Consider the following 25,302-nt stretch of genomic DNA (forward strand, 5'->3'; position numbering starts at 1 on the left):
GCTAGTCGTGTGTCCGCTGTGCCGTCTCGGCCGGTCGCGCAGGTCCCCGCGTCCCTGAGTGGGGCGAGTCGTCCCCCTCCCCGGCGAGACTGTGGGGCCACCACATCTTCGGTCCCACGTCCAGGAACAGGGACGTCACCAGGACCGAGCGGACGATGAACGTGTCCAGCAGGACACCCAGCGCCACCGCGAAGCCGATCTCCGCGAAGGCGACCATCGGGAGGGTGCCGAGAGCGGCGAAGGTGCCGGCCAGGACCAGGCCGGCGGAGGTGATGACCGCGCCGGTCGCGGCCAGACCCGTGATCACGCCCGCACGGGTGCCCCGGTGGGCGGCCTCCTCGCGGATGCGGGTGGTCAGGAAGATGTTGTAGTCGATGCCGAGGGCCACCAGGAAAACGAACACGAACAGCGGGAAGTCCGTGGACTCGCCCGCGTAGTCGAACAGGTGCCGGAAGGCCAGGGCGCTGATGCCCAGGGCCGCCGCGAAGGACAGGATCACCGTCCCGATCAGCAGCAGCGGGGCGATCAGGGCGCGCAGCAGGGCGCACAGGATCAGCATCACCACGACCAGCACCAGCGGGATGATCAGGATGTTGTCGTGCGTGGTCGCCCGGTCCATGTCCAGCAGGGCGGCCGTACCGCCGCCGACCTGGGCGTCGGCGTCGGGGACCGCGTGGACGGCGTCCCGGACCCGCTCCACCGTCTGCTTCGCGGCCTCGCTGTCCGCCGGGGCGGTCATCGTCGCCTCGAAGAGGACCTTGCCCTCGTGGGAGGGTTTCGTGCCCGGGGGCAGGCCCAGGGACTCGGGTACGACTCCCCGCGTGCCCGCGACCGCCTCGCCGACCTGGCGTGCCTGGGCCTGGTTGCTGACGATGACCAGGGGATCGCCGCTGCCCGCCGGGAAGTACTTCGCCGAGACCTCCTGCCCGACGATCGAGTCCGGTTTCCCGGTGAAGGCGTCCGCGTTGCCGATGCCCTCGGCGCGCAACTGGATCAGGCCGAGGGAGCAGACCGCCAGGACCACGGTCGTGATGATCCAGATCATGCGGGGGCGCTGGGCGATCTGGCGGCCGGTGCGGGCCCAGACGCCGGTCTCGATGCGGTCCGGGGCGCCGAAGCGCGGGGTGACCGGCCAGAAGATCCAGCGGCCGAAGATCACCAACAGGGCCGGGAACAGCGTCATCATCGCCAGCAGGGCGACCGTGACACCGATCGCGGCGACCGGACCGAGACCGCGGGTCGAGTTCATCTCGGCGGCCAGCAGGACCAGCATGCTCAGGACCACGGTCGCCCCCGAGGCGATCACCGCGGGGCCCGCGCGGTGCAGGGCGAGGGCCATCGCCTCGTGGCGGTCCTCGTGCCGGTGCAACTCCTCGCGGTAGCGGGCCACCAGCAGCAGGGCGTAGTCGGTCCCCGCGCCGAAGACGAGGACCGTCAGAATGCCCGCGCTCTGGCCGTTGACCGTCAGGCCTGCGTGCTCGGCGAGCAGGTAGATGAAGGCCTGCGCGGTGAACAGCGCGGCGACCACGGAGAGCAGCGGCACCAGGAGCAGGGTGGGGCTGCGGTAGGTGATGAGCAGCATGACGATCACGACGCCCATCGCGGACAGCAGCAGCGTCGAGTCGATGCCCTCGAAGGCCTCGGAGAAGTCCGCCGAGGTGCCGCCCGGACCGGTGATGTGCACGGCGAGGCCGTCGCCGCCCTCGCCGACGACGTCACGGATGGAGTCGACCGCGGGGGCGATCTCCTCCCAGCCCTTCTCGTCCATGGTGATCGGGACGAGGATCTGGGCCGCGCGCGGGTCGCTCTGCCGGTCGTAGACCGGGCCCCGGGTCTCCGCACCGCGGATGCCGTGCGCCGTGAGCCGCTTGATCTCGGCGACGTCCTCGGCGATCGCGGCCCGTTCCTGCGGCGTGAGGCCGCTCTCGCGCGCGTAGACGACCACCGCGGGGATCTGCTCCGGCCTGAAGCCCTCGCTGATCTGGAGGACCTGGGTCGACTCCGCGGAGCCGGGCAGCCAGGAGGCCGCGTCGTTGTCCTGGGCGTCGGTGAGCTTGGAGGCGAGGGGCGCCGTCAGGAACAGCACCACCAGCCACAGCGCGAGTACCACCCACTTGGCGCGCCGTCCGCAGACGAAGTGCGCGATGCCCCGATTACCGGTCATGGCCACCCCCGGCGCCACCAGTCGAGCCGATCGGCCGCCCAGCATGGCACGCACAGCTCGTCCACAACATCCGATGAACGGCTTAGGTCCGGACCGGCGCGCCCGTTCGGGCCCCGGCATGGGAGGCTTGGGGCATGGCCGCGCAGATCAATCCCAGCATCCTGTCCGCCGACTTCGCCCGCCTCGCGGACGAGGCGAAGGCGGTCGAGGGAGCCGACTGGCTCCATGTCGACGTCATGGACAACCATTTCGTCCCGAACCTCACGCTCGGGGTGCCGGTCGTAGAGTCTCTGGCCCGTGCGACGGACACTCCGCTGGACTGCCATCTGATGATCGAGGCCCCCGATCGCTGGGCGCCCCAGTACGTAGAGGCGGGGGCTTCCTCCGTCACCTTCCACGTGGAGGCGGCCGCCGCCCCGGTCCGGCTCGCCCGGGAGATCCGGGCCAAGGGCGCCCGCGCCTCCATGGCGCTGAAGCCCGCGACGCCCATCGAGCCGTACGAGGACCTGCTCCCCGAGCTCGACATGCTGCTGATCATGACGGTCGAGCCCGGTTTCGGGGGACAGGCGTTCCTCGACATCATGCTCCCCAAGATTCGCCGGACCCGCGAGTTGATCAGCAAACACGGTCTCGAGCTGTGGCTCCAGGTCGACGGCGGGGTCTCGGCGTCCACCATCGAGCGCTGCGCGGACGCCGGCGCCGACGTCTTCGTCGCCGGATCGGCGGTGTACGGGGCGTCCGACCCGGCAGAAGCGGTACGTGCATTGCGCACCCAAGCGGAGGGGGCGACCGCGAAGGCGTCGTGGGCGTGCGACCACTGAGCGTCAGGAACGTGAACGGCTCCGATCAGGGCTGATCAAGTGCGCCGGATCTGCAAGGATGAACGGCGAATCCAGAGTGTGAACAGCAGTGAGGAGAACGCCGTGTCGGGTATGTCGGCGGGCCGGTCAGCCATGCGGATGGGACCCGCTGAGCTGGTGCAGGCGGCGGCCATGGCCCGCCGCTTCTACCTGGAGGGCAAGTCCAAGATCCAGATCGCGGAGGAGTTCGGCGTCAGCCGCTTCAAGGTGGCCCGGGTCCTGGAGACCGCCCTGGAACGGGATCTCGTGCGCATCGAGATCCGTGTGCCCGCCGAGCTGGACGCCGAGCGCTCCGACGCGCTGCGCGCCCGCTACGGCCTGCGGCACGCCGTCGTGGTCGAGTCCCCGGCCGAGGCCCAGGACTCGCCCGACCCCGAGAACCTGGGAGAGGTGGCCGCCGACCTGCTCGGCGAACTGGTCGACGAGGGCGACATCCTGGGCCTGGCCTGGGGCCGCTCCACCATCCACATGGCGGCCGCCCTGGACCGGCTCCCGCCGTGCACGGTGGTGCAGTTGACCGGCGTGTACGACGCCGGGACCGCCGAGCGCGGTTCGGTGGAGGCGGTACGGCGGGCCGCCCAGGTGTCCGGCGGGGACGCCCACCCCATCTACGCGCCGATGCTGCTGCCGGACGCGGCCACCGCGGCGGCGCTGCGCAACCAGACCGGGATCGCCCGGGCCTTCGAGTACTTCGACAAGGTCACGGTCGCCTGTGTCTCCATCGGCTCCTGGGAGCCGGGCATCTCGACGGTGCACGACATGCTCAGCGACGAGGAGCGGGCGCACTACGCCTCGCTCGGTGTCGCCGCCGAGATGTCCGCGCACCTCTTCGACGCCGAGGGCCGCAGGGTCGGCCGGGACCTGGGCGAGCGGTGCATCACCGTCAAGACCGAGCAGCTCCGCCGTATCCCCGAGGTCGTCGCGATCGCGGGCGGTCAGCGGAAGGGGGCCGCGATCGACGCCGTGCTGCGGTCCGGTCTCGTCACCAGCCTGGTGACGGACACCTCCGCGGCGGACTACCTGATGACGGCGGGGGCACCGCCGAAGCCGGCGCTGAACAGGGCGGACCCGGACGGGTCCTGACGCCGGGTCATACGGGGACGGCCGTGGCAGCATCGGACGCATGCTGCTGCGGTTCGTCTCCCGGATCCTGCTCTGCGTCCTCGTGCTGGCCGGCTGCTCGGCCGGACACGACCCGGCGCGGGGCGGCGACATGGCCACCGTCCAGGAGGCCCGGCTGCCGGCCGAGGCCCGGCAGACCCTCGAACTCATCGACAGGGGCGGTCCCTTCCCGTACCCGAAGGACGGCGCCGTCTTCGGGAACTTCGAGGGGCTGCTGCCCGCGCACCGGCGCGGCTACTACCACGAGTACACCGTGCCCACCCCGGGCTCGCGCGACCGCGGAGCCCGGCGGATCGTCACCGGGCGGGACGGCGAGATCTACTACACCGATGATCACTACGACTCGTTCAGGGCGGTACTGAGATGACGGCATGCGTGGTCACACTGGACCTCGGCGGGGTCACGGACAAGGCGGGCCTCATGGAGCGCTGCGCCCGGGACCTGCGGCTGCCGGACTGGTTCGGCCGCAACTGGGACGCGCTGGCCGACGTCCTGTCCGACCCGGACCTGTGGTCCGGTGACGGCGCCGGGGCGGAGACCGTCGTGGTCGTACGGCACTGGGAGCGGTACGCCGAGGCGCGGCCGGACGAGTGGGCGACCGCGCGCGAGGTCTTCGCGGAGGCGTCCGCGCTCACCGTGGCGCTCGCCCTTGGAGGTTCGTCCTAGGGCCCCCGCGGCCGGTCTGGACGATTCGCCCGTGGGTCGCGACCCGCCCGGCATGGGAGAATGAAGTACGTGCTCTTTCCCCCTGGCTGACCTGTCCGGGGGCCACCTCTGATCGACTGGGATGTGCAGCACGTGCGTTTCCTCAACGACATCCAGCCCCCGTACGACCTGACGTACGACGACGTCTTCATGGTCCCGAGCCGCAGCGCGGTCGGCTCGCGGCAGGGGGTGGACCTCAGCTCCCCGGACGGCACGGGCACCACGATCCCGCTGGTCGTCGCCAACATGACCGCCATCGCCGGGCGCCGCATGGCCGAGACCGTGGCCCGGCGCGGTGGCCTCGTGGTCATCCCGCAGGACATCCCGATCGAGGTCGTCACCGAGGTCGTCTCCTGGGTGAAGAGCCGCCACCACGTCCTGGACACCCCGATCGTGCTGGCCCCGCACCAGACCGTGGCCGACGCGCTCGCCCTGCTGCCCAAGCGCGCGCACAACGCCGGCGTGGTCGTCGACGAGGACGGCCGGCCCGTGGGTGTCGTCACCGACCAGGACCTGTCCGGCGTCGACCGCTTCACCCAGCTCGCCGAGGTCATGTCGCGCGACCTGCTGCTGCTCGACGCGGACATCGACCCGCGCGAGGCCTTCAACCGCCTCGACGCCGCCAACCGGCGCTACGCCCCCGCCGTGGACCGGGACGGCCGCCTGGCCGGCATCCTCACCCGCAAGGGCGCCCTGCGCGCCACGCTGTACAAGCCCGCCGTCGACGCGCAGGGCAGGCTGCGGATCGCCGCCGCCGTGGGCATCAACGGCGACTTCGCGGAGAAGGCCAAGCAACTGCTCGACGCGGGCGTGGACACGCTCGTCATCGACACCGCGCACGGCCACCAGGAGTCGATGATCACCGCGATCAGGACGGTCCGGGCGCTCGACCCGCAGGTCCCGATCGTGGCCGGCAACATCGTGGCCGCCGAGGGTGTGCGGGACCTGATCGAGGCCGGCGCGGACATCATCAAGGTCGGTGTGGGCCCCGGTGCCATGTGCACGACCCGCATGATGACCGGTGTCGGGCGGCCGCAGTTCTCGGCGGTCCTGGAGTGCGCGGCCGAGGCGAAGAAGTACGGCAAGCACGTGTGGGCCGACGGCGGTGTCCGGCACCCGCGCGATGTCGCCATGGCGCTGGCCGCGGGCGCGTCCAACGTGATGATCGGGTCCTGGTTCGCCGGCACCTACGAGTCGCCGGGCGACCTCCAGCAGGACGCGAGCGGACGGCTCTACAAGGAGTCCTTCGGCATGGCGTCCGCGCGGGCGGTGCGCAACCGCACGTCGGACGAGTCCGCGTACGACCGGGCCCGCAAGGCGCTGTTCGAGGAGGGCATCTCGACCTCCCGGATGTTCCTCGACCCGGCCCGCCCGGGCGTCGAGGACCTGATCGACTCGATCATCGCGGGGGTGCGCTCCTCCTGCACCTACGCGGGCGCGGGCTCCCTGGAGGAGTTCGCCGAGAAGGCGGTCGTGGGCATCCAGAGCGCGGCCGGCTACGCGGAGGGCAAGCCGCTGCACGCGAGCTGGAGCTAGGTCAGCGGCGAACGGCCCCCGCCGGCACGCGGGGCCGTTCGCGTTTCCCGCCGCTGTCGGCCCTGCGCGTCAGGCCGCTTTGGCGTCAAGCCTCCTTGACGAGTCTCTGGAGCCATGACGACACCCGAGAGCGTCGAGCCGCGGTACACCCTGCTGATCGCCGTCTCCCGGCTCGGCGACCTGCGCATGCGGGAGGCCCTGGGCGGGGACGGGGCCACGGACGCCCCCGACCGGGCCGAACTCCTCGAACTGCGCGCACTGAGCGAGGTCGTGGCCCGCAAAGCAGCCTGCGGTCGCCGGCCGACCGTGCGGGCGGCCCGTGCGGCCGGGGCCTCCTGGCCGCAGATCGGGGCCGCGATGGGCACCAGCAAGCAGGCCGCGTGGGCGGCGCGCACGTGCTGGATCGACGGCCGGGCCCGGCCCACGGCAAGCCCGGCCGGACGGGGTTCGACGCGGCCGAGGCGCGGGCGGTCGCGGGCGAGCCGGAGGACCGCTGACGCCGTCGGAACGGCGCCGGAGACGGGTGCGCGCAACGAACCCCCACCCGGACGCGCGGAACGCAACGATCTTGCGAGGGCGTGCAAGGTTGCTGCATTACGGCTGTGAGGTCCGGGCTCGTAGGGTGCTTCGCTGTACTCACCTGCAACGACGAAGGAGTCAGCGCGTGCTCGACCAAGGCGCACCCCCAGGACAGCGCACACCCCGGGCGACGGGACTCGGTGCGCGCCTCATGCGGCGCAAGCCGGTGGAGCGCCTGGTGGCGGAGGACGGCCAGGGCGAGGGAGGAGCCCTCAGGCGCTCCCTCGGGCTCTGGCAGCTCACGATGATCAGCATCGGCGCCACCCTGGGCACCGGCATCTTCGTCGTCCTCGGCGAGGCGGTCCCCAAGGCCGGCCCGGCCGTCACCCTCTCCTTCGTGATCGCCGGCCTCACCGCCCTCTTCTCGGCCCTCTCCTACGCCGAGCTGGCCGGCACCATCCCGGTCTCCGGGTCCTCGTACTCGTACGCGTACGCAACCATGGGCGAACTGATCGCCTGGATCTGCGGCTGGTGCCTGGTCCTGGAGTACGGGGTCTCGGTCGCCGCCGTGGCCGTCGGCTGGGGCGAGTACCTCAACGAGCTCCTCGACGGCACCATCGGCGTCACCATCCCCGACGCCCTGTCCGCCCCGCCCGGTGACGGCGGCGTCTTCAACCTCCCGGCGCTGATCGTCGTCCTCCTCGCGATGGCCTTCCTGCTGGGCGGCGCACGCGAGTCGGCCCGCGCCAACACCGTGATGGTGGTCGTGAAGATCGCCGCGCTGGTGCTGTTCTGCGCGATCGGCGTCCAGGGCTTCCGTTCGGGCAACTACGAGCACTTCATGCCGCTCGGCATGGCGGGGGTCAGCGCGGCCGGTGCCACGCTCTTCTTCTCGTACATCGGCTTCGACGCCGCCTCCACCGCCGGCGAGGAGGCGAGGAACGCCCAGCGCGACCTGCCGCGCGCGATCATGCTGTCGCTGGTCATCGTGACCGCGCTGTACGTCCTGGTCGCCGCCGTCGCGGTCGGCGCGAAGCCCTGGCAGCACTTCGACGACTCGGAGGCCGCGCTCGCCCAGATCATGCGCGAGGTCACCGGTCAGACCTTCTGGGGCACCCTGCTGGCGTTCTGCGCGGTCATCGCCATCGCGAGCGTCGTCCTGACCGTGCTGTACGGCCAGACCCGCATCCTCTTCGCGATGTCCCGGGACGGACTGGTGCCGAAGGTGTTCGCCCGGGTCCACCCGAGGACCGGCGCCCCGCGCGCCAACACGGTGATCGTCTCCCTGTTCTGCGGGGTGCTGGCCGCGGCGATCCCCCTCGGCCAGCTCGCCGACGCCACCAGCATCGGCACGCTGTTCGCCTTCGCGCTGGTCAACATCGCCGTCGTGGTGCTGCGCCGGACCCGTCCCGACATGCCCCGGACCTTCCGGGTCCCGCTCTCGCCGGTCTTCCCCGCGCTGGGCTTCGGCTTCTGCGTGTGGATGATGGGCAGCCTGTCCACCGTCACCTGGGTGGTCTTCGGGGTCTGGATGGCCGTCGGGCTCGTGTTCTACTTCGTGTACGGCCATCGCCGTTCCCGACTCGCAACACCCGAAAGCTGATCCGCCCACCGTGCTGAACGATCTCGACGAACGCATCGTGCACGCCCTCGCCGAGGACGCCCGCCGCTCCTACGCGGACATCGGGCAGATCGTCGGCCTGTCCGCGCCCGCCGTGAAACGGCGCGTGGACCGGCTGCGTGCCACCGGGGCCATCACCGGCTTCACCGTACGCGTGGACCCGGCGGCCCTCGGCTGGGAGACCGAGGGGTTCGTCGAGATCTACTGCCGGCGCAACACCTCCCCGGAGACCATCCAGCGGGGCCTGGAGCGCTACCAGGAAGTCGTGGCCGCCTCCACCGTCACCGGCGACGCCGACGCAGTGGTGCAGGTCTTCGCCTCCGACATGCGGCACTTCGAACGCGTCCTGGAACGGATCGCGGGCGAGCCCTTCGTGGAGCGCACCAAGTCGGTCCTCGTCCTCTCCCCGTTGCTGCGCCGCTTCTCGTCGGGCTCGCCTACCTGACCTTCTCGGCGCGGCGCCGGACCGCGGCCAGCAGCCGCCCGGTGAGCAGGGCGTGCGCCCCCGTGCCGACGACCAGCAGCCGGTAGAGGGCACCGCCGGGTCCGGGAAAACGGGCCCGGCTCTCCGCCCGCAGCCGCGTCCGCCCGCCCCCGGCCGCCTCCACGCGGAAGACCAGGGCGTACGTCGAGAAGCGGTGCCGCCCGACGAGGACCAGCTCGCGTCCCGGTTCCGCGTCGGCCACCCGGAACCCGGGGAACGCCGAGCCCCGGGCGAGGGGCCGCGGCCCGGACGCCGTACGGTCGGCGACGCCCACGAGCCGGGCGTAGCGGGCGGATCGGGGGCGGCCGAAGGACTCCTCCAGGACCTCGCCGAGCGCGTCCCAGACCTCCCCGGCCGGGGCGGCGACCAGCGTCGCGTGCTCGTCGATCCGGGGGAGTGCGGCGATGTCCACGGGAACCTCCGTCTCGGGTGCCGGCGACCGCCGGGCCGCTCACCACAGATCGTCGCAGACCGCTGTTCCACTGGGCAGCGGGCCCGGGACTGTCTAGCATCGTGGACATGACCTGGCGACATTGATCCCCCAGCCGTGCCTCCCGAGGGCCGCCTCGGACGCCGTACCGACGACGTCCGATCCGCCCTTCCGGGAAGGCCTCATGACACTCTCACCCGCACGTGTGCCCGCGACCGGCGTCCGCCGGCTGACGACCGTGCTGTACGGCTACGCGTTCCTCGACGACCTCGTCCTGCTCTACCCGGTGTACGCGCTGCTGTTCGCCGACACCGGTCTGCCGCTCTGGCAGATCTCCTCGCTGTTCGCCCTGTGGTCCCTCACGGCCGTCGTCCTGGAGGTGCCCTCGGGCGCCTGGGCCGACACCGTCTCGCGGCGCCGTCTGCTGTGGCTCGGCCCGCTGCTCACGGCCGCCGGCTTCACGCTGTGGGTGACCGTGCCGTCGTACGGCGCCTTCGCGCTGGGCTTCGTCCTGTGGGGAGCCGGCGGCGCGCTCGGTTCCGGCTCGCTGGAGGCCCTGGTCTACGACGAGCTGGAACGGCTCGGGGCCGCCGAGCGGTACGCCCGCCTGATGGGGCGGACCCGTGCGGCGCGGCTGCTGGCCACGGTCGCGGCGATGGGCCTCGCCGGACCGGTCCTCGCCCTCGGCGGCTACCCGGCCGTCGGCGCCGCGAGCGTCCTGGCCTGTCTGCTGGCCGCGCTGACGGCGACGCTGCTGCCGGAACACCGGGTGCCGGCCGAACAGGGGAACACCCGCTGGTCGGCGACGCTGCGGGCCGGACTCGCCGAGGCGCGCGGGGACCGGCGCGTCCAGGCGGCCCTGCTGCTCGTGCCGGCCGTCGCCGCGGTGTGGGGCGCCCTCGACGAGTACGTCTCGCTGCTGGTCCGCGACCTCGGCGTGGCCGACACCACCGTGCCCTGGCTGGTCCTGCTGGTCTGGGCGACCGTGACCGTCGGCAGCCTCTTCGCCGGTCCCGCCGAGCGCCTCGGCACCCGGGGCCTCGCCGCCCTGATCGCGGGTGCGGCGCTCGCCCTCGCCGTGGGCGCCGGGGTCCGCACCCCGGCCGGCATCGCCCTCGTGGGCCTCGCCTTCGCCGGGTTCCAGCTGGCCGAGGTGCTCGCCGACGTCCGTCTCCAGCGGCGCATCGACGACGCCCGCCGGGCCACCCTCACCTCGGTGGCGAGCCTGGGCACGGAACTGGTCACGGTCGCGGTGTTCGGTCTGTACTCCGTGCTCGGGGCGTCCCTGGCGCACAGCACGGTGTTCGTGGTCCTGTCCGTCCCGTACGCGGTGACGGCGCTGGTGCTGTTCCGGGGCCGCGGCCGCCCGCGCAACGAATCGCCGCGTCAGCGCCCTCGGACGCAATGAACCGCTCCCGAGCGCGCAACAGCTCCTTCTTGTCCGCCCTGGTCAGCCGCCCGTACCGTCTACGTGGCCCTCCTCTGCGGCCCCCGTCCGCCTTCCGCCCGGTGAGGATCACGCATGCGTACCGCCCTGCTCCAGAGCTCCGGCCGCCCCGGCTCCGTCGAGGGGAACCTCAAGGTCCTCGACGAGGCCGCGGGCCGGGCCGCCGCCGCGGGCGCCGCGCTGCTGGCCGCACCCGAGATGTTCCTCACCGGGTACGCCATCGGCGACGACATCGCCCGCCTCGCCGAAGCGGCCGACGGCGACTCGGCGGACGCGGTCGCCGAGATCGCCGAGCGGCACCGGATCGCCATCGCGTACGGATATCCCGAGCGCCTCGCCGACACGGTCCACAACTCGGCCCAGCTCATCTCCGCCGACGGTGCCCGCCTCGCCAACTACCGCAAGACCCACCTCTTCGGCTGCTTCGAGCGCGACCACTTCGAGCCGGGCGAGCAGCCGGTCGTCCAGGCCGAGGTGGGCGGACTCACCGTCGGCCTCATGATCTGCTACGACGTGGAGTTCCCGGAGAACGTCCGGGCCCACGCCCTGGCCGGCACCGACCTGCTGATCGTGCCGACGGCGCAGATGCACCCCTTCCAGTTCGTCGCCGAGTCCCTCGTGCCGGTGCGGGCCTGGGAGAGCCAGATGTACGTCGCCTACGTCAACCGGGTCGGCCCCGAAGGGGAGTTCGAGTTCGTCGGGCTCTCCACGCTGGCCGGTCCCGACGGGGTGGCCCGCGCCCGGGCCGGACGCGCCGAGGAGCTGGTGTTCGCCGACGCCGACCCCGCGTTCCTCGCCGCCTCCCGGGCGGCCAACCCGTACCTGACGGACCGCCGCCCCGGTCTCTACGGGTCCCTCGTCTGAACCACCCCTTTGTTCCAAGGAGTCCGTACCCCATGACGTCCACCGTGCCCAACGCCGTCGAGCACGCAGACGAGCAGCAGCCGCCGATCACCATGTTCGGACCGGACTTCCCGTACGCCTACGACGACTTCCTCGCCCACCCGGCGGGCCTCGGCCAGATACCGGCGACCGAGCACGGCACCGAGGTCGCGGTGATCGGCGGCGGTCTCTCGGGGATCGTGGCCGCGTACGAGCTGATGAAGATGGGCCTCAAGCCGGTCGTGTACGAGGCCGACCGGATCGGCGGACGGCTGCGGACCGTGGGCTTCGAGGGCTGCGATCCCGCGCTGACCGCGGAGATGGGCGCGATGCGCTTCCCGCCCTCCTCCACCGCCCTCCAGCACTACATCGACCTCGTCGGCCTGGAGACCCGTCCCTTCCCCAACCCCCTTGCCGAGGCCACCCCTTCGACCGTCGTCGACCTCAAGGGCGAGTCCCACTACGCCGAGACGATCGACGACCTCCCGCAGGTCTACCGCGATGTCGCCGCCGCCTGGAACAAGTGCCTCGAGGAGGGCGCCGACTTCTCCGACATGAACCGCGCGATGCGCGAGCGGGACGTGCCGCGCATCCGCGAGATCTGGGCGAAGCTCGTCGAGAAGCTCGACAACCAGACCTTCTACGGCTTCCTCTGCGACTCCGAGGCCTTCAGGTCCTTCCGGCACCGGGAGATCTTCGGCCAGGTCGGCTTCGGCACCGGCGGCTGGGACACCGACTTCCCCAACTCCATCCTGGAGATCCTGCGGGTCGTCTACACCGAGGCCGACGACCACCACCGCGGGATCGTCGGCGGTTCGCAGCAGTTGCCGCTCCGGCTGTGGGAGCGCGAGCCGGAGAAGATCGTGCACTGGGCGTACGGCACCTCGCTCGCGAAGCTGCACCGGGACGGCCGGCCCCGGCCCGCGGTCACCCGGCTGCACCGCACGGCCGGCAACCGGATCACCGTGACGGACGCCGACGGCGACATCCGCACCTACGCGGCGGCGATCTTCACCGCGCAGTCCTGGATGCTGCTGTCCAAGATCGCCTGCGACGACTCGCTCTTCCCGATCGACCACTGGACCGCGATCGAGCGCACCCACTACATGGAGTCGTCGAAGCTCTTCGTCCCGGTCGACCGGCCCTTCTGGCTGGACAAGGACGAGGACACCGGCCGGGACGTCATGTCGATGACCCTCACCGACCGCATGACGCGCGGGACCTACCTCCTCGACGACGGCCCGGACAGGCCCGCCGTCATCTGCCTCTCCTACACCTGGTGCGACGACAGCCTGAAGTGGCTGCCGCTGTCCGCGAACGAGCGGATGGAGGTCATGCTGAAGTCGCTCGGCGAGATCTATCCCAAGGTCGACATCCGCAAGCACATCATCGGCAGCCCGGTGACCGTCTCCTGGGAGAACGAGCCCTACTTCATGGGCGCATTCAAGGCCAACCTGCCCGGCCACTACCGCTACCAGCGGCGCCTGTTCACCCACTTCATGCAGGACGCGCTGCCCGAGGACAAGCGGGGCATCTTCCTCGCAGGCGACGACATCTCCTGGACCGCGGGCTGGGCCGAGGGCGCCGTCCAGACCGCGCTGAACGCGGTCTGGGGCGTCATGCACCACTTCGGCGGCGCGACCGACGCGACCAACCCGGGCCCCGGCGACCTGTACGAGCAGATCGCGCCGGTCGAACTGCCGGAGGACTAGACCCCGGCGGCCCGCGCCTTCTCGAACAGCTCGGCGGCGACGTCCTCGAGCTCCCGGGCGTCCCGCATCCCGCCCTGGAGCTCGAAGAAGAACTCCTCCAGGCCGATCCCGGCGTGCGCGACGAGATCCTCCACGATCTGGTCGACGCTGCCCTGGAAGGGGGCGCGGTCCGAGCCGTCGTACGCCTTCGGGCTGTACTGCGCGTTGACCCGCACCGAGGTCCGGATCGGGCGGGTGCGGCCGCGCTCGGCCGCGAGGTCCTGCAACTGCCGCCATTCCTGGGCGAGCCGGTCGGCGCCCGCCATCGCGATGGGCATCCAGCCGTCGGCCCGGTCGACCAGCCGGCGCATCGCCTTCCCGCTGAAGGCGGGCAGCAGGACGGGGATCGGGCGGGCCGGCTTCGGGCCCACCACGGACGAGGCGATCCGGGTGTGCCGGCCCTCGTAGCGCACCGGGTCCGGGCCCCACACGGCCCGGCAGACGTCGATGATCTCGTCCAGGACCTGGCCGCGCTCGGCGAAGGTGCCCACGCCCGCGGCCGCGTACTCGTCGGTCGACCATCCGGTGCCCAGGCCCGCCACCACCCGGCCGCCGCTCGCCGCGTCCAACGTGGCGAGGGACTTGGCCAGTTGGAACGGCCCGTGCAGCGGGGCCACCAGGACGCTGGTGCCGAGTTCGGCCCGCTCGGTCGCCGCGGCGGCCAGCGTCAGCGTCACCAGGGGCTCCGGGACGGCGCGGTACTGGTCGGGCCAGGGCACGCCCTCCATGCCGCCCAGGCCCTGCGTCGGGGGGTCGGGGAACAGGGCGCGTTCGTAGACCCAGAGACTGTCGTAACCGATCCGCTCGGCGGCGCGTGCCACGTGGGGCACGTCCCGTCCGAGGTCGTACTGCCGTGCTTGGGGAAGGCTCAGTCCCAGCCGGACGGCCATGGGTACGCTCCTTTGCGTCGGGTCGCATCGGGCGGTGCTCCGGCCAACGTAACCCCCGTGGGGCGCGGAAGCCGGGTCAGCCGGGCAGCGGAGTGAGCAGCATGCGTCCCGCGAACCCCACCGCGGTGTCCAGCCGCTCGGTGAACTCCCCGGCCACGTCCGGCAGTCCGCGCAGCGCCCACAGCGCCCGGGCCGCCGTCCAGGTGGCGTCGCGGGCGCGCTCCAGGCTCCAGGAGCCCAGCAGATGGGTGAGCGGGTCGGCGATCTGGAGGAGGTCGGGGCCCGGCATCAGATCTTCGCGGATGCGCTCCTCCAGCGAGACGAGGAGATCGCCCACGCGGTCGAACTCGTCCTCCACGTCGGCGGGTTCGCAGCCGAGGCTACGACAGGTGTCCACCACGGCGAGCGCCAGGTCGTGCCCGATGTGCGCGTTGATGCCCGCGAGCGCGAACTGCAGCGGTCGTACGCCGGGATGCCGGCGGAACTGGAACACGGGACGCCAGCAGGCCGGCGCACGGTGCTCGCGGGCGGCCGCGTCCACCGCCGCGAGATAGCGCTCGGCGAACCGCACGTCCAGCGTGATCGCGGCCCGCGGGTCCGCGAACCGGCCCCGGTCGACGCACCGGTCGACGGCCTCGGTGACAGCGAGGTAGACGCGGTTGAAGACGGCCACGCCGTCCCGTTCCGGCAGGGTCTCGTCCAGGGCGCGCATACGGGAGACGACCGCGTCGAGAGAAGTGGTGAACTGTTCCGATTGCGCCATAGCGGCAGGGTCCCAGTCCTAGGCTGGCCGGGGTGCCGGCGGGCCCGGGGCTTCCCCAGAACGGGGGAACGCGACCGTCGCGCGAGGGGGGGAGCGAGAGGGTGTCAGGCTTACGTGCCCAGCGGCTGGCCGCGCGCCGCGCCGCACGCAGGCGTGCTGTCGGCCGCGGGGTGGCGGTCGCGGCGGCCTCCCTGGTGGTCGCCGTCGGCACGGCGACCGGGATGCTCTCCGCGCTCGACGACGGCGGCGGCTCCGACGAGGCGCGGCCGGCCCCCGTGAGCGGCTCCCCGTACGCGGCCCCGAGTTCGCCGTCGGCGGTGCCGTCGGCCTCCGGCCCGGCCCCTTCCGCCACCTCCGTCCGGTCCTCCGCGAAGGCGAGCGTGTCCCCGTCCCCGGGGAAGGCCGGCCCCGGCTCGGCGAAGGCCCGGACCACCAAGGCCGCCCGCCTGTACCGCCACCCCTCCTCGCAGGTGCTCGACTGGGTGCGGGACAACCCCGGCGACCGGCGCGCCGAGGTCATAGCGAGCCGCATCGCCGACCGGCCGGCCGCGGTCTGGTTCGCCGACCACACCCCCGCGACCATCACCTCCCGGGTGCGCGCGGTCACCTCGGGCGGTGCCGCGCAGGGCCGGGTCCCGGTGGTCGTGGCGTACGCGATCCCGGACCGCGACTGCGGCGGTGCCTCCCAGGGCGGGGCTCCGGACCTCGGCGCGTACGACGCCTGGATCGACCGGTTCGCCGCCGGGCTCGGCTCCCGCGAGGTCGTCGTCGTCCTGGAGCCCGACTCGATCGCCCAGTCCGAGTGCCTCTCGGCCGCGGCGCGCGCCGACCGCTTCGCCTCACTGGCCCGCGCGGGCCGCGTCCTGAAGGCCGCGAACCCCAGGGCCCGCGTCTACTACGACGCCGGTCACTCGGGCTGGCGTCCGGCGGCCGAGCAGGCGGCCCTGCTGAAGCAGGCGGGCGCCGCGTCGGCCGCCTCCTCAGACGGGATCTTCAGCAACGTCTCCAACTTCCACACCACGTCCGCCGAGATCGCCTACGACCGGCAGGTCCTCGCCGCCCTGGGCGGGCCGTCCAGCCTGGGCGCCGTCATCGACACCAGCCGCAACGGCAACGGCGCCCCGCCCGACGGCGAGTGGTGCGACCCGGCGGGCCGGAAGATCGGCCGGCCGCCCACCCTGGACACCGGCGAGCCGCGGATCGACGCCTACCTGTGGGTAAAGCTGCCGGGGGAGTCGGACGGCTGCAAGGGCACACCGGGGACGTTCAGCCCGTCGTACGCCTATGAGCTGGCCGCTCCCTGACAAGGGCGCTCCGGCAGGAGGGTGAGCGACCGCTTAGGATAGGGGTCGTTGTCCTATACACCCAGGAGCTCCGCACCCGTGACCGCCGAAGCCGCCCTCGCCTCCGCCCTGTCCTACGGCCGACTGATCCCGGTCACCGTCCACTTCGACGATCTGGACGCCCTGGGCATGCTCCACAACGCCCGCTACCCGCTGCTCGTGGAGCGGGCCTGGACCGAGCTCTGGGAGGGGCACGGCATCCGCTTCGACGGCGACTGGGCGAGCGCCGGGGACGCCTGCAACGTCGTCAGGGAGCTGCTCATCTCCTACGACGCCCCCGTCACCCGCAGCGGCGCCTACGCCGTCCACCTCTGGCTGGAGCGCCTCGGCACCACCGGCCTGACCTACGGCTTCCGGTTCTGTTCCGCGGACGGGGCCACGACGTACGCGCGCGGCACCCGGGTGCTGGTCAGGCTGGACGCGCAGAGCCTGCGGCCCGCCCCCTGGAGCGAGAACTTCAGGGCTGCCGGTCGGGAACTGCTGCGGCCGGCGCACTGAGCTTCGGCCGGTCCCGGTCGCCGGCCCGCAGCACCCCCGCGAAGGCCACGAGACCGCCGGCCAGGACGGTCACCAGGGCGAACGAGACCATCAGGCTGGTGGCCTGGGCCAGCGTGCCGATCGCGCTCGGGGCGATCAGCCCCGAGGTGTAGGTGATCGTCGCGACGCCGGCGATCGCCAGACTGGGGTTGGGTCCGCTGCGGCCCGCCGCGGCGAAGCACAGCGGCACGACCACCGCGATGCCGAGACCCATCAGCGCGAACCCGCCCATGGCCACGGCCGGATGTCCCCCGACGACGATGAGCAGCCCGCCGAGGACGGCGAACGCCCCGCCCACCCGGACCGTGCGCACCGAGCCGAACCGGTCCACCACCCGGTCTCCGACGAACCGCGCGATCGCCATGGTGAGCGTGAAACCGGTGGTGCACGCCGCCGCGAGCCCGGCCGAGGTGTCGAGCTGGTCCCGCAGGTAGACCGCCGACCAGTCCAGGCTCGCGCCCTCCGCGAACACCGCGCAGAAGCCCACCGCGCCGATCAGCAGCGCCGACTTCGGCGGCAGCGCGAACCGGGGCGGCGGCTCCTCGTCCTCGGTGGGCTGAAGGTCCAGGACCCACCGGCAGAACAGCAGGCCGAGCACGGTGAGAGCCACCGACGCCAGCGCGTGGTGCACACGCGCGTCCGAGCCCAGGTGCGCGGCGAGCGTGCCTGCCGCCGAGCCGATCAGGGCGCCCGCGCTCCACATGCCGTGCAGCCCGGACATGATCGACCGGCCCAGGCGGTTCTCGATCTCCACGCCTAGCGCGTTCATCGCCACGTCCGCCATGCCGGCCGTGGCGCCGTAGACGAAGAGGGCCAGGCAGAGCGTGAGCAGGTTCGGGGCCAGGGACGGCAGGACCAGGGCCAGCGTCCACAGGGCGATCAGGCCGCGCAGGGCGTTCCGGGCGCCGAAGCGGTGGCTGACGCTGCCCGCCAGCGGCATGGCCACGGACGCGCCGAGCGCGGGGAAGGCGAGCGCGAGGCCCAACTGCCCGGCGCTGACCGAGGAGTGGTCCTGGATCCACGGCACCCGCGTCGCGAACGACCCGGTCACGGCCCCGTGCACGGCGAACACGGCGGCCACGGCGTACCGGGCCCGCCGTACCTCGGCCGGCGCGTACACCACATCGCTCATGGTCGGGCCCCTCCCGGATCCTCGTCGTCCCCTTGCTTCCGCCGTAAACTATCAGGAACCCTGCCTGATAGATAGCGCCTATTCGGCAGTTCGGATCTGAGAGGATTCCCGGCATGCCCGCATCCCCGAGCACCGCCCGGGCCATCAACGACCGGCTCGCCCTGCGCCTTCTCCAGCAGGAAGGCCCGCTGACGGCAGGGCAGTTGAAGCAGCTCACCGGACTGTCCCGGCCGTCCGTGGCCGACCTCGTCGAGCGCCTCGCCGCCGCCGGACTGATCGACGTGGTCGGGGAGTCGGGGGAGCAGCGCCGCGGCCCGAACGCGAAGCTGTACGGCATCGTCGCCGGCCGCGCCCACCTCGCGGCCCTCGACGTCCGCACCGAGGGCGTCTCCGTCGTCGTCTCCGACCTGCTCGGCCGGGTGCTCGCCGAGGCCTCGGTGCCCATCGGTGAGGACACCGGCACCGGGCCCGCGGTCGAGCAGGCCGTCGCGCTGGTCGAACGGGCGGCGAAGGAGGCGGGGGTGCCCGAACTGCACACGGTCGGCATCGGCGCCCCCGGCCTGATCGACCCGGCCACCGGCGAACTCCGCGACTCAGGCGGTCTGCCCGCCTGGCACCGGCGCCTGGTGCTGGCGCTCCAGGAGCGGCTCCCCGCGACCCGCGTCCACGTCGAGAACGAGACCAACCTCGCGGCCCTGGCGGAACAGCGCGAGGGCACGGCCCGGGACCGGGACACCTTCGTCCTGCTGTGGCTCGGCCACGGCACGGGCGCGGCCGTCGTCCTGGACGGCACCCTGCGCCGGGGCGCGTCGGGCGGCACGGGCGAGATCGGGTTCCTGCCCGTGCCGGGCACGGCGGTCCTGCCCTCGGCCCTGGACTGCGAAGGGGGCTTCCACTCCCTGGCGGGATCGGCGGCGATCGTGGAACTGGCCGGGCGGCACGGGCTGACGGTCGGGGCGCAGGGCCCCGAGCCACCGGCCGCGGGCCTGGTCCGGGAAGCGGTGGCCGGCGCCGCGACGGAGTTCCTCGACGCCCTCGCGGACCGTCTCGCCGTGGGAGTCGCCGCGGTCGTCGCCATCCTCGACCCCGGATGCCTGGTCCTGGGCGGCGAGGTGGGGCAGGCGGGAGCAGAGGACCTCGCGGCGAGGGTGGAGCGACGGGTCCGCCGGATGTCACCGCTGCCCACCGAGGTGCGGGCGAGCACGCTGGGAGGCGAGGCGGTGCTGCGGGGAGCCCTGCTCACGGCGCGGGAGAGGGCTCAGGACGAGGTGTTCGCACCCCTCCCGGGGTCCGGGACGCTGCCCGGCCGACCCCGCACGTAGTCCTCGAACGTCCGCTCCCGCACGGCCCGTTCGGGCGCACGACGCCCACCCGCCCGAAACGCCCGGTACGCCTTCCGGACCAGCACACCGACCACCGGCCGCTTCCGTCCGGTGGCCCGCATGCAGGAGCGGGCCGGATCGGCGGGTGTACGCACCTCGGGACCGCCCATGTCGCCACGTGCCCTGTCGGTGCCGCCGCCAACTCGGCCAGTCGAGCGGAGACTTCGGCCACCTGCGCGGGCTGGTCCAGGACCCCCACCGGCACGGAAGTCCGGCCGGCCCTGGAAGAAACCCCCGCCCGCACGCAGGTCGACCGGGTGTTCCGGGCTGTGCCGGCTCAGCAACCGCACCTCGGGCCCGTCCGCCCGAAGCCGCCGGGTGCCGCGCAGCCGCCCGGACGCGTCTTCGCGGGGCGAAGGAGACCCGGCGGCGGGCAAGGGCCGTCGTCACCGCCGCCGGGCCCGTCTCTACGGGTTTCCACGCACGGCGACCCTAAAAAGGACTAGACCATTTCGTCAATGGATCTGCGCCAACCGCCGGTTGAGGGATCTGCGCCGACCGCCCGTCGAAGGACGGGCGCCGCACAAGTCCGTCGACGCCACCTGTGAGCCACCCCACACTCTTCGCCTGTATGGACGTCGATCAGGCGTGGCAGACTGGCTCTGTACCAGAAGCAGCGCACTCCGGGGTCGGTGAAAGTCCGAACCGGCGGTTACAGTCCGCGACCCGACCGCTTCCAGCGGCCGGTTGACCAGGTGAAATTCCTGGACCGACGGTTAAAGTCCGGATGGGAGGCAGTGCGCGGCGGGCGGGCATTCGTGCGCGCCGCCGTATCCGTTCGTCCTGAGGGACGAGTGCGTCCGGCGTCGCCCCCGGTGTTCCCGCTCGTCCATTCTGTCGTCATCGACAGCCCCGGAGTCCGTGCCCGAATGAGGCAGGGAGGACCCGGGAAGTGTTCACCGGAATCGTCGAAGAGCTGGGCGAGATCACCGCCGTCGAGAACCTCTGCGACGCCTGTCGCTTCCGACTGCGCGGCCCCGTCGTCACCGAGGGTGCGAAGCACGGGGACTCCATCGCCGTCAACGGCGTCTGCCTCACCGTCGTCGACCACGAGGGCGACGAGTTCACCGCCGACGTCATGGCCGAGACCCTCGACCGCTCCAGCCTCGGCGCCCTGGGCGTCGGCTCCCGCGTCAACCTGGAGCGGCCCACCGCCGTGGGCGCGCGCCTCGGCGGGCACATCGTGCAGGGCCACGTCGACGGCACCGGCGAGATCCTGGAGCGCAAGCCCTCCGAGAACTGGGAGATCATCAAGATCTCGCTGCCCGCGGACCTTGCCCGCTATGTCGTGGAGAAGGGCTCCATCACGGTCGACGGCATCAGCCTCACCGTCGTGGACGCGGGCCCCGACTACTTCACCGTCAGCCTCATCCCCACCACCCTCGCCCTGACCACGCTCGGCCTCAAGCAGCCCGGCGCCCCGGTCAACCTCGAGGTGGACGTCGTCGCCAAGTACGTCGAGCGCCTGCTCGCGAGCAGTCAGGGGGCCGGCAAGTGAACTCCCTCAACACCGAGGCCTTCACCCTGTTCGGCCAGCACATCCTCTGGTCGGACATGATCGGCAACATCCTGGGCCTCATAGCCCTCGCCCTCGGCTGGCGGCGCAACCTGTGGAGCTGGCCGGTGCAGTTCGCCTCCGGCCTCATCCTCTTCGGCGCCTTCTACGGCCACCTCACCGGCAGCGCCGGCAAGCAGGCCGTCGTGATGGTCGTCGCCCTGTACGGCTGGTGGCAGTGGAACCGCAACAAGGGCCAGTCGGGCGACGGGCACATCGCGCCCCGCTTCGCCACCTGGCGTGAGCGCGGTGCCCTGGTCGGCGCCGCCGCCGTCGGCACCGTCGCCGTCGCCCTGCTCTTCAAGGCCTACCCGACGCTGTCCTGGGACCCCTGGCCGGACGCCTACATCTTCGTCGGCACCGTCGTCGCCATGTACGCCCAGGCCCGCGGCATGGTCGAGTTCTGGTTCGCCTGGCTCCTCGTCGACCTCGTCGGCGTCCCGCTGAACTTCGCCAACGGCTACGCCTTCTCCGGCTTCGTCTACGTCATCTACGGCGCGCTCGTCCTGTGGGGCATGCGCGACTGGTGGCTGCGCTCCCGGGAGTCCGCGCGGCCCGTCATGGAAGGAGCGCCGGCATGACCGCCGCACCCATCTTGTACAGCACCGACGGGTTCGAGGACTTCGCGCTGGACCCGGTCGAGCAGGCCATCGCCGACATCGCGGCCGGCCGCCCCATCGTGGTCGTCGACGACGAGGACCGCGAGAACGAGGGCGACCTGGTCGTCGCCGCCGAGAAGATCACTCCCGAGATCGTCGCCTTCATGATGAGCGAGTGCCGCGGCCTGATCTGCGCCCCCATGGAGGGCGACGAACTCGACCGGCTCAAGCTGCCGCAGATGGTCGACGACAACACCGAGTCGATGAAGACCGCGTTCACCGTCTCCGTGGACGCCTCGGGCGCCCACGGCGTGACCACCGGGATCTCGGCATCCGACCGCGCGACCACACTCCGGCTCCTCGCGAGCGGCGACGCCGAGCCCACCGACTTCGTCCGCCCCGGCCACATCTTCCCGCTGCGCGCCAAGGACGGAGGCGTCCTCACCCGCAACGGCCACACCGAGGCCGCCGTCGACCTCGCCCGCCTCGCGGGCCTGCGTCCGGCCGGCGCGATCGTCGAGATCGCCGGTGAGGACGGCCGGATGCTCCGCCTCCCCGAGCTGATCCCCTTCGCCCGCAAGCACGGCCTGACGATCATCTCCATCGAGGACCTGATCGCCTACCGCCGCAGCAGCGAGCCCACGGTCCGCCGCGAGGCCCAGACCCGGCTGCCCACCGCCCACGGCACCTTCACGGCGTACGGCTACCGCTCCACCGTCGACGGCGTCGAGCACGTCGCCCTCGTCCACGGCGAGATCGGCGACGGCGAGGACGTCCTGGTCCGCGTCCACTCCGAGTGCCTCACCGGCGACGTCTTCGGCTCCCTGCGCTGCGACTGCGGCCCCCAGCTCGACGCCTCCCTGGAGCGCATCCAGGCCGAGGGCAGGGGAGTGGTGGTCTACCTGCGCGGCCACGAGGGGCGCGGCATCGGCCTGCTGTCCAAGCTGCGGGCGTACGAACTCCAGGAACAGGGCCACGACACCCTCGACGCCAACCTGGAGCTGGGCCTGCCCGCCGACGCCCGGGACTACGGCGCCGGCGCGCAGATCCTTCAGGACCTCGGCGTCCGCAGCCTGCGCCTGATGACCAACAACCCCGACAAGTCCGACGCCCTCCTGCGGCACGGCCTCAAGGTCACAGGCCGGGAGCCGATGCCCGTGCAGGCGGGCGAGCACAACCTCCGCTACCTGCGCACCAAGCGGGACCGGATGGGTCACGACCTTCCCTGGCTGGACACCGCCCCGGTGTCCACCTGCAGCAACCAGTAAGCACTTCGAGGAGAGTTCGAGAACGTGAGCGGCAAGGGTGCACCGGAGCTGTCCGTACGCAACGTGGGCGACCTCAGGGTCGCCGTCATCGCGGCGCAGTGGCACGAAAAGGTGATGGACGGACTGGTCGACGGCGCCCTGCGGGCCCTGCACGACCTGGGCATCGACGAGCCGACCCTCCTCAGGGTCCCCGGCAGCTGGGAGCTCCCGGTCGTCGCCAAGGTCCTCGCGGGCCGCGGCTACGACGCGATCGTCGCCCTCGGTGTCGTCATCCGCGGCGGCACCCCGCACTTCGAGTACGTGTGCCAGGGCGTCACCCAGGGCCTCACCCAGGTCTCGGTGGACACGGGCGTCCCGGTCGGCTTCGGTGTCCTCACCTGCGACACCGAGGAACAGGCCCTGGACCGCGCGGGCCTCGAGGGCTCGAACGAGGACAAGGGCCACGAGGCGGTGACCGCCGCGGTGGCCACGGCTGCCACCCTCCGCTCAGTATCTGAACCGTGGCACTAGGTGGTCCGGGCTTACGCGTAAAGTGGGCGCCACCATGTCCAATAAGACGTTCGAGGAGCTCTTCACCGAGCTCCAGCACAAGGCCGCCAACGGCGATCCCGCCACCTCCCGCACCGCAGAGCTGGTCGGCAAGGGCGTCCATGCCATCGGCAAGAAGGTCGTCGAAGAGGCCGCCGAGGTCTGGATGGCCGCCGAGTACGAGGGCAAGGAGGCGGCCGCCGAGGAGATCTCGCAGCTGCTCTACCACGTCCAGGTGATGATGGTCGCGCGCGGCATCTCCCTCGACGACGTCTACGCCCACCTGTAAGCCGTCCGCCGCACCCACCCCTCAGAGCAAAGGAAGCCGACCTCATGCTGCGCATCGCCGTCCCCAACAAGGGTTCCCTGTCAGGACCTGCGGCGGACATGCTGCATGAGGCCGGCTACCGGCAGCGCCGCGAGTCCAAGGAACTGCGGATCGTCGACCCGGGCAACGACGTGGAGTTCTTCTACCTCCGCCCCCGGGACATCGCCATCTACGTCTCCTCCGGCCAGCTCGACATCGGCATCACCGGCCGGGACCTGCTGGTCGACTCCGGCGCCGACGCCGAGGAGATCCTCCCGCTCGGCTTCGCCCGCTCCACCTTCCGCTTCGCGTCCAAGCCGGGCACCGCGAACGGCGTCGAGGACCTCAAGGGCAAGACGGTCGCCACCTCGTACGAGGGGATCGTCGCCGGACACCTCGCCGACAACGGCATCGACGCCGCCGTCGTCCACCTCGACGGCGCGGTCGAGACCGCCATCGAGCTCGGGGTCGCCGAGGTCATCGCGGACGTCGTCGAGACCGGCACCAGCCTGCGCAACGCGGGCCTGGAGGTCTTCGGCGAGCCCATCATGAAGTCCGAGGCCGTGGTCATCCGCCGCACCGGCGCCGACGGCGAGGACCCCAAGGTCCAGCAGTTCCTGCGCCGCCTCCAGGGTGTGCTCGTGGCCCGGACGTACGTGATGATGGACTACGACTGCCGCGTCGAGCAGCTCGAGAAGGCCGTCGCGCTCACCCCGGGCCTCGAGTCCCCGACCGTCTCCCCGCTGCACAACGAGGGCTGGGTCGCCGTCCGCGCGATGGTCCCCGCCAAGGAGGCGCAGCGGATCATGGACGACCTGTACGACATCGGCGCACGGGCCATCCTGACGACGGCCATCCACGCCTGCCGTCTGTGAGGGAAGTACCGCAGATGTCCTCCGAACCGCCCACCCTCCCCGTCACCTTCCGGCCGGGCCGCACCCGTGCCGTGCTGATCGCCGCGGGTGTCGCGATCTTCGTGACGATCACGGTGATCGCGCTCCTCCTGGAGCAGCTCGGCCCCGGCGAGCGCCTGAGTTTCATCGTCACCGCCGCCCTGCTCGCCGGTGTGCTGTTCCTGCTGGCGAGGGTGAAGGTCGTCGCCGACGAGTCCGGCGTCACCGTCCAGAACATCGCGGGCCGGCGGCATCTGGAGTGGGCCGAGATCATCCAGGTGAACCTCCGCCCGGGCGACCCGTGGGTGTTCCTCAACCTCAGCGACGGCACCAGCCTGCCGGCGCTCGGCATCCAGCCGGGCATCGCGAAGCAGCAGGCCATCGCCGACGCCAAGGCCCTGCGGGCACTCGCCGAGGCCCGTTCCACAGCCCGCACCGACGAAGATCAGGGCTGACTCAGGGGCTTCCACCCTGCCGCAGTCGCCCGTGTCTTGATTAATCTGTTGGCGGAGGCGTTTTCACCGCGCCTCCGCCTCTCGTTGTTCCTGCTACCCGAGGAGTGACTCCCTCCAGCGATGGACGGA

The 25,302-nt window shown here is 72.0% G+C and carries 26 protein-coding genes and 1 riboswitch; of the genes, 21 read left to right on the plus strand and 5 right to left on the minus strand.

The window, feature by feature from the left end:
• Position 1: 1 nt before the first annotated feature.
• On the minus strand, positions 2 to 2,164 hold the full coding sequence (locus tag ACIQJT_RS37085) for an MMPL family transporter (protein WP_402650051.1): 2,163 nt from the start codon (positions 2,162 to 2,164) through the stop codon (positions 2 to 4).
• A gap of 134 nt (positions 2,165 to 2,298) precedes the next feature.
• On the opposite strand from ACIQJT_RS37085, the gene rpe reads away from it, so the two are divergent.
• The 8 genes from rpe (at position 2,299) to ACIQJT_RS37125 (ending at position 8,972) form a co-directional block, all read left to right on the plus strand.
• On the plus strand, positions 2,299 to 2,985 hold the full coding sequence (rpe, locus tag ACIQJT_RS37090; protein ID WP_053846711.1) for a ribulose-phosphate 3-epimerase: 687 nt from the start codon (positions 2,299 to 2,301) through the stop codon (positions 2,983 to 2,985).
• A 78-nt stretch (positions 2,986 to 3,063) separates the two neighbouring features.
• Positions 3,064 to 4,107, plus strand: coding sequence for a sugar-binding domain-containing protein (locus tag ACIQJT_RS37095; protein ID WP_365463535.1), 1,044 nt, complete (start codon positions 3,064 to 3,066; stop codon positions 4,105 to 4,107).
• 40 nt (positions 4,108 to 4,147) lie between these two features.
• Entirely contained in the window at positions 4,148 to 4,513 is a 366-nt protein-coding gene (locus ACIQJT_RS37100) for a ribonuclease domain-containing protein (RefSeq protein WP_053846713.1), read from the plus strand.
• Positions 4,510 to 4,812, plus strand: a complete 303-nt coding sequence (locus tag ACIQJT_RS37105) for a barstar family protein (protein WP_402650052.1) — start codon at positions 4,510 to 4,512, stop codon at positions 4,810 to 4,812. The genes ACIQJT_RS37100 and ACIQJT_RS37105 overlap by 4 nt, the downstream gene beginning before the upstream one ends.
• Positions 4,813 to 4,944: 132 nt before the next feature.
• Positions 4,945 to 6,387 (plus strand): GuaB1 family IMP dehydrogenase-related protein, encoded by a 1,443-nt coding sequence (locus ACIQJT_RS37110; RefSeq protein WP_402650098.1) that lies wholly within the window; start codon positions 4,945 to 4,947, stop codon positions 6,385 to 6,387.
• Between the two features lie 114 nt (positions 6,388 to 6,501).
• Positions 6,502 to 6,993 carry a hypothetical protein gene (locus tag ACIQJT_RS37115; RefSeq protein ID WP_402650053.1) on the plus strand — a complete coding sequence of 164 codons (492 nt, stop codon included), beginning with the start codon at positions 6,502 to 6,504 and terminating at the stop codon, positions 6,991 to 6,993.
• A 58-nt stretch (positions 6,994 to 7,051) separates the two neighbouring features.
• Positions 7,052 to 8,509, plus strand: a complete 1,458-nt coding sequence (locus ACIQJT_RS37120) for an amino acid permease (protein ID WP_402650054.1) — start codon at positions 7,052 to 7,054, stop codon at positions 8,507 to 8,509.
• Between the two features lie 10 nt (positions 8,510 to 8,519).
• Entirely contained in the window at positions 8,520 to 8,972 is a 453-nt protein-coding gene (locus tag ACIQJT_RS37125; protein WP_020117426.1) for an Lrp/AsnC family transcriptional regulator, read from the plus strand.
• Here the strand turns inward: ACIQJT_RS37125 and ACIQJT_RS37130 are convergent.
• Complete coding sequence (locus ACIQJT_RS37130; protein ID WP_402650055.1) at positions 8,965 to 9,423, minus strand: hypothetical protein; 459 nt, start codon at positions 9,421 to 9,423, stop codon at positions 8,965 to 8,967. The two genes, ACIQJT_RS37125 and ACIQJT_RS37130, sit on opposite strands and share 8 nt — an antisense overlap.
• Positions 9,424 to 9,625: 202 nt before the next feature.
• Here ACIQJT_RS37130 and ACIQJT_RS37135 point away from each other — a divergent pair, with 202 nt between their 5' ends.
• The 3 genes from ACIQJT_RS37135 to ACIQJT_RS37145 all read left to right on the plus strand — a co-directional run bounded on the left by ACIQJT_RS37135 (position 9,626) and on the right by ACIQJT_RS37145 (position 13,482).
• Positions 9,626 to 10,849, plus strand: coding sequence for an MFS transporter (locus ACIQJT_RS37135; protein ID WP_402650056.1), 1,224 nt, complete (start codon positions 9,626 to 9,628; stop codon positions 10,847 to 10,849).
• Between the two features lie 114 nt (positions 10,850 to 10,963).
• On the plus strand, positions 10,964 to 11,752 hold the full coding sequence (locus ACIQJT_RS37140) for a carbon-nitrogen hydrolase family protein (RefSeq protein WP_053846718.1): 789 nt from the start codon (positions 10,964 to 10,966) through the stop codon (positions 11,750 to 11,752).
• A 32-nt stretch (positions 11,753 to 11,784) separates the two neighbouring features.
• The gene (locus tag ACIQJT_RS37145) at positions 11,785 to 13,482 is read left to right on the plus strand and encodes a flavin monoamine oxidase family protein (protein ID WP_402650057.1); all 1,698 of its coding nucleotides are present in this window, start codon (positions 11,785 to 11,787) and stop codon (positions 13,480 to 13,482) included.
• Here ACIQJT_RS37145 and ACIQJT_RS37150 read toward each other — a convergent pair.
• Together ACIQJT_RS37150 and ACIQJT_RS37155 are read right to left on the minus strand one after the other, a co-directional pair.
• Complete coding sequence (locus tag ACIQJT_RS37150) at positions 13,479 to 14,411, minus strand: LLM class F420-dependent oxidoreductase (RefSeq protein ID WP_402650058.1); 933 nt, start codon at positions 14,409 to 14,411, stop codon at positions 13,479 to 13,481. The genes ACIQJT_RS37145 and ACIQJT_RS37150 overlap by 4 nt on opposite strands.
• Positions 14,412 to 14,487: 76 nt before the next feature.
• The gene (locus tag ACIQJT_RS37155; RefSeq protein WP_365463508.1) at positions 14,488 to 15,174 is read right to left on the minus strand and encodes a DUF5995 family protein; all 687 of its coding nucleotides are present in this window, start codon (positions 15,172 to 15,174) and stop codon (positions 14,488 to 14,490) included.
• 101 nt (positions 15,175 to 15,275) lie between these two features.
• Here ACIQJT_RS37155 and ACIQJT_RS37160 point away from each other — a divergent pair, with 101 nt between their 5' ends.
• Positions 15,276 to 16,478, plus strand: coding sequence for a glycoside hydrolase family 6 protein (locus ACIQJT_RS37160; protein WP_402650059.1), 1,203 nt, complete (start codon positions 15,276 to 15,278; stop codon positions 16,476 to 16,478).
• Between the two features lie 78 nt (positions 16,479 to 16,556).
• Positions 16,557 to 17,015 carry an acyl-CoA thioesterase gene (locus tag ACIQJT_RS37165; RefSeq protein ID WP_402650060.1) on the plus strand — a complete coding sequence of 153 codons (459 nt, stop codon included), beginning with the start codon at positions 16,557 to 16,559 and terminating at the stop codon, positions 17,013 to 17,015.
• Here the strand turns inward: ACIQJT_RS37165 and ACIQJT_RS37170 are convergent.
• The gene (locus tag ACIQJT_RS37170; RefSeq protein WP_402650061.1) at positions 16,975 to 18,186 is read right to left on the minus strand and encodes an MFS transporter; all 1,212 of its coding nucleotides are present in this window, start codon (positions 18,184 to 18,186) and stop codon (positions 16,975 to 16,977) included. The genes ACIQJT_RS37165 and ACIQJT_RS37170 overlap by 41 nt on opposite strands.
• A gap of 113 nt (positions 18,187 to 18,299) precedes the next feature.
• On the opposite strand from ACIQJT_RS37170, the gene ACIQJT_RS37175 reads away from it, so the two are divergent.
• The 8 genes from ACIQJT_RS37175 to ACIQJT_RS37210 all read left to right on the plus strand — a co-directional run bounded on the left by ACIQJT_RS37175 (position 18,300) and on the right by ACIQJT_RS37210 (position 25,173).
• Positions 18,300 to 19,508, plus strand: a complete 1,209-nt coding sequence (locus tag ACIQJT_RS37175) for an ROK family transcriptional regulator (RefSeq protein ID WP_365463499.1) — start codon at positions 18,300 to 18,302, stop codon at positions 19,506 to 19,508.
• A gap of 674 nt (positions 19,509 to 20,182) precedes the next feature.
• Positions 20,183 to 20,313: riboswitch (FMN riboswitch) on the plus strand.
• A 147-nt stretch (positions 20,314 to 20,460) separates the two neighbouring features.
• A complete protein-coding gene (locus tag ACIQJT_RS37180; RefSeq protein WP_402650062.1) occupies positions 20,461 to 21,066 on the plus strand; it encodes a riboflavin synthase in 606 nt (201 codons plus the stop codon).
• The gene (locus ACIQJT_RS37185) at positions 21,063 to 21,704 is read left to right on the plus strand and encodes a nicotinamide mononucleotide transporter family protein (RefSeq protein ID WP_365463493.1); all 642 of its coding nucleotides are present in this window, start codon (positions 21,063 to 21,065) and stop codon (positions 21,702 to 21,704) included. The genes ACIQJT_RS37180 and ACIQJT_RS37185 overlap by 4 nt, the downstream gene beginning before the upstream one ends.
• Positions 21,701 to 22,990 carry a bifunctional 3,4-dihydroxy-2-butanone-4-phosphate synthase/GTP cyclohydrolase II gene (locus ACIQJT_RS37190; RefSeq protein ID WP_402650063.1) on the plus strand — a complete coding sequence of 430 codons (1,290 nt, stop codon included), beginning with the start codon at positions 21,701 to 21,703 and terminating at the stop codon, positions 22,988 to 22,990. Before ACIQJT_RS37185 ends, ACIQJT_RS37190 begins: the two co-directional genes overlap by 4 nt.
• Before the next feature lie 24 nt (positions 22,991 to 23,014).
• Positions 23,015 to 23,500: a 6,7-dimethyl-8-ribityllumazine synthase gene (gene ribH, locus ACIQJT_RS37195; RefSeq protein WP_365463487.1), complete on the plus strand. Its 486-nt coding sequence runs from the start codon at positions 23,015 to 23,017 to the stop codon at positions 23,498 to 23,500.
• 34 nt (positions 23,501 to 23,534) lie between these two features.
• Entirely contained in the window at positions 23,535 to 23,807 is a 273-nt protein-coding gene (locus ACIQJT_RS37200) for a phosphoribosyl-ATP diphosphatase (protein WP_020117406.1), read from the plus strand.
• 44 nt (positions 23,808 to 23,851) lie between these two features.
• The gene (hisG, locus tag ACIQJT_RS37205; RefSeq protein ID WP_365463484.1) at positions 23,852 to 24,700 is read left to right on the plus strand and encodes an ATP phosphoribosyltransferase; all 849 of its coding nucleotides are present in this window, start codon (positions 23,852 to 23,854) and stop codon (positions 24,698 to 24,700) included.
• Positions 24,701 to 24,714: 14 nt separating this feature from the next.
• The gene (locus tag ACIQJT_RS37210; protein WP_365463481.1) at positions 24,715 to 25,173 is read left to right on the plus strand and encodes a PH domain-containing protein; all 459 of its coding nucleotides are present in this window, start codon (positions 24,715 to 24,717) and stop codon (positions 25,171 to 25,173) included.
• Positions 25,174 to 25,302: the final 129 nt, after the last annotated feature.

The sequence above is a fragment of the Streptomyces sp. NPDC091972 genome (assembly GCF_044756385.1).
Taxonomy (GTDB): domain Bacteria; phylum Actinomycetota; class Actinomycetes; order Streptomycetales; family Streptomycetaceae; genus Streptomyces.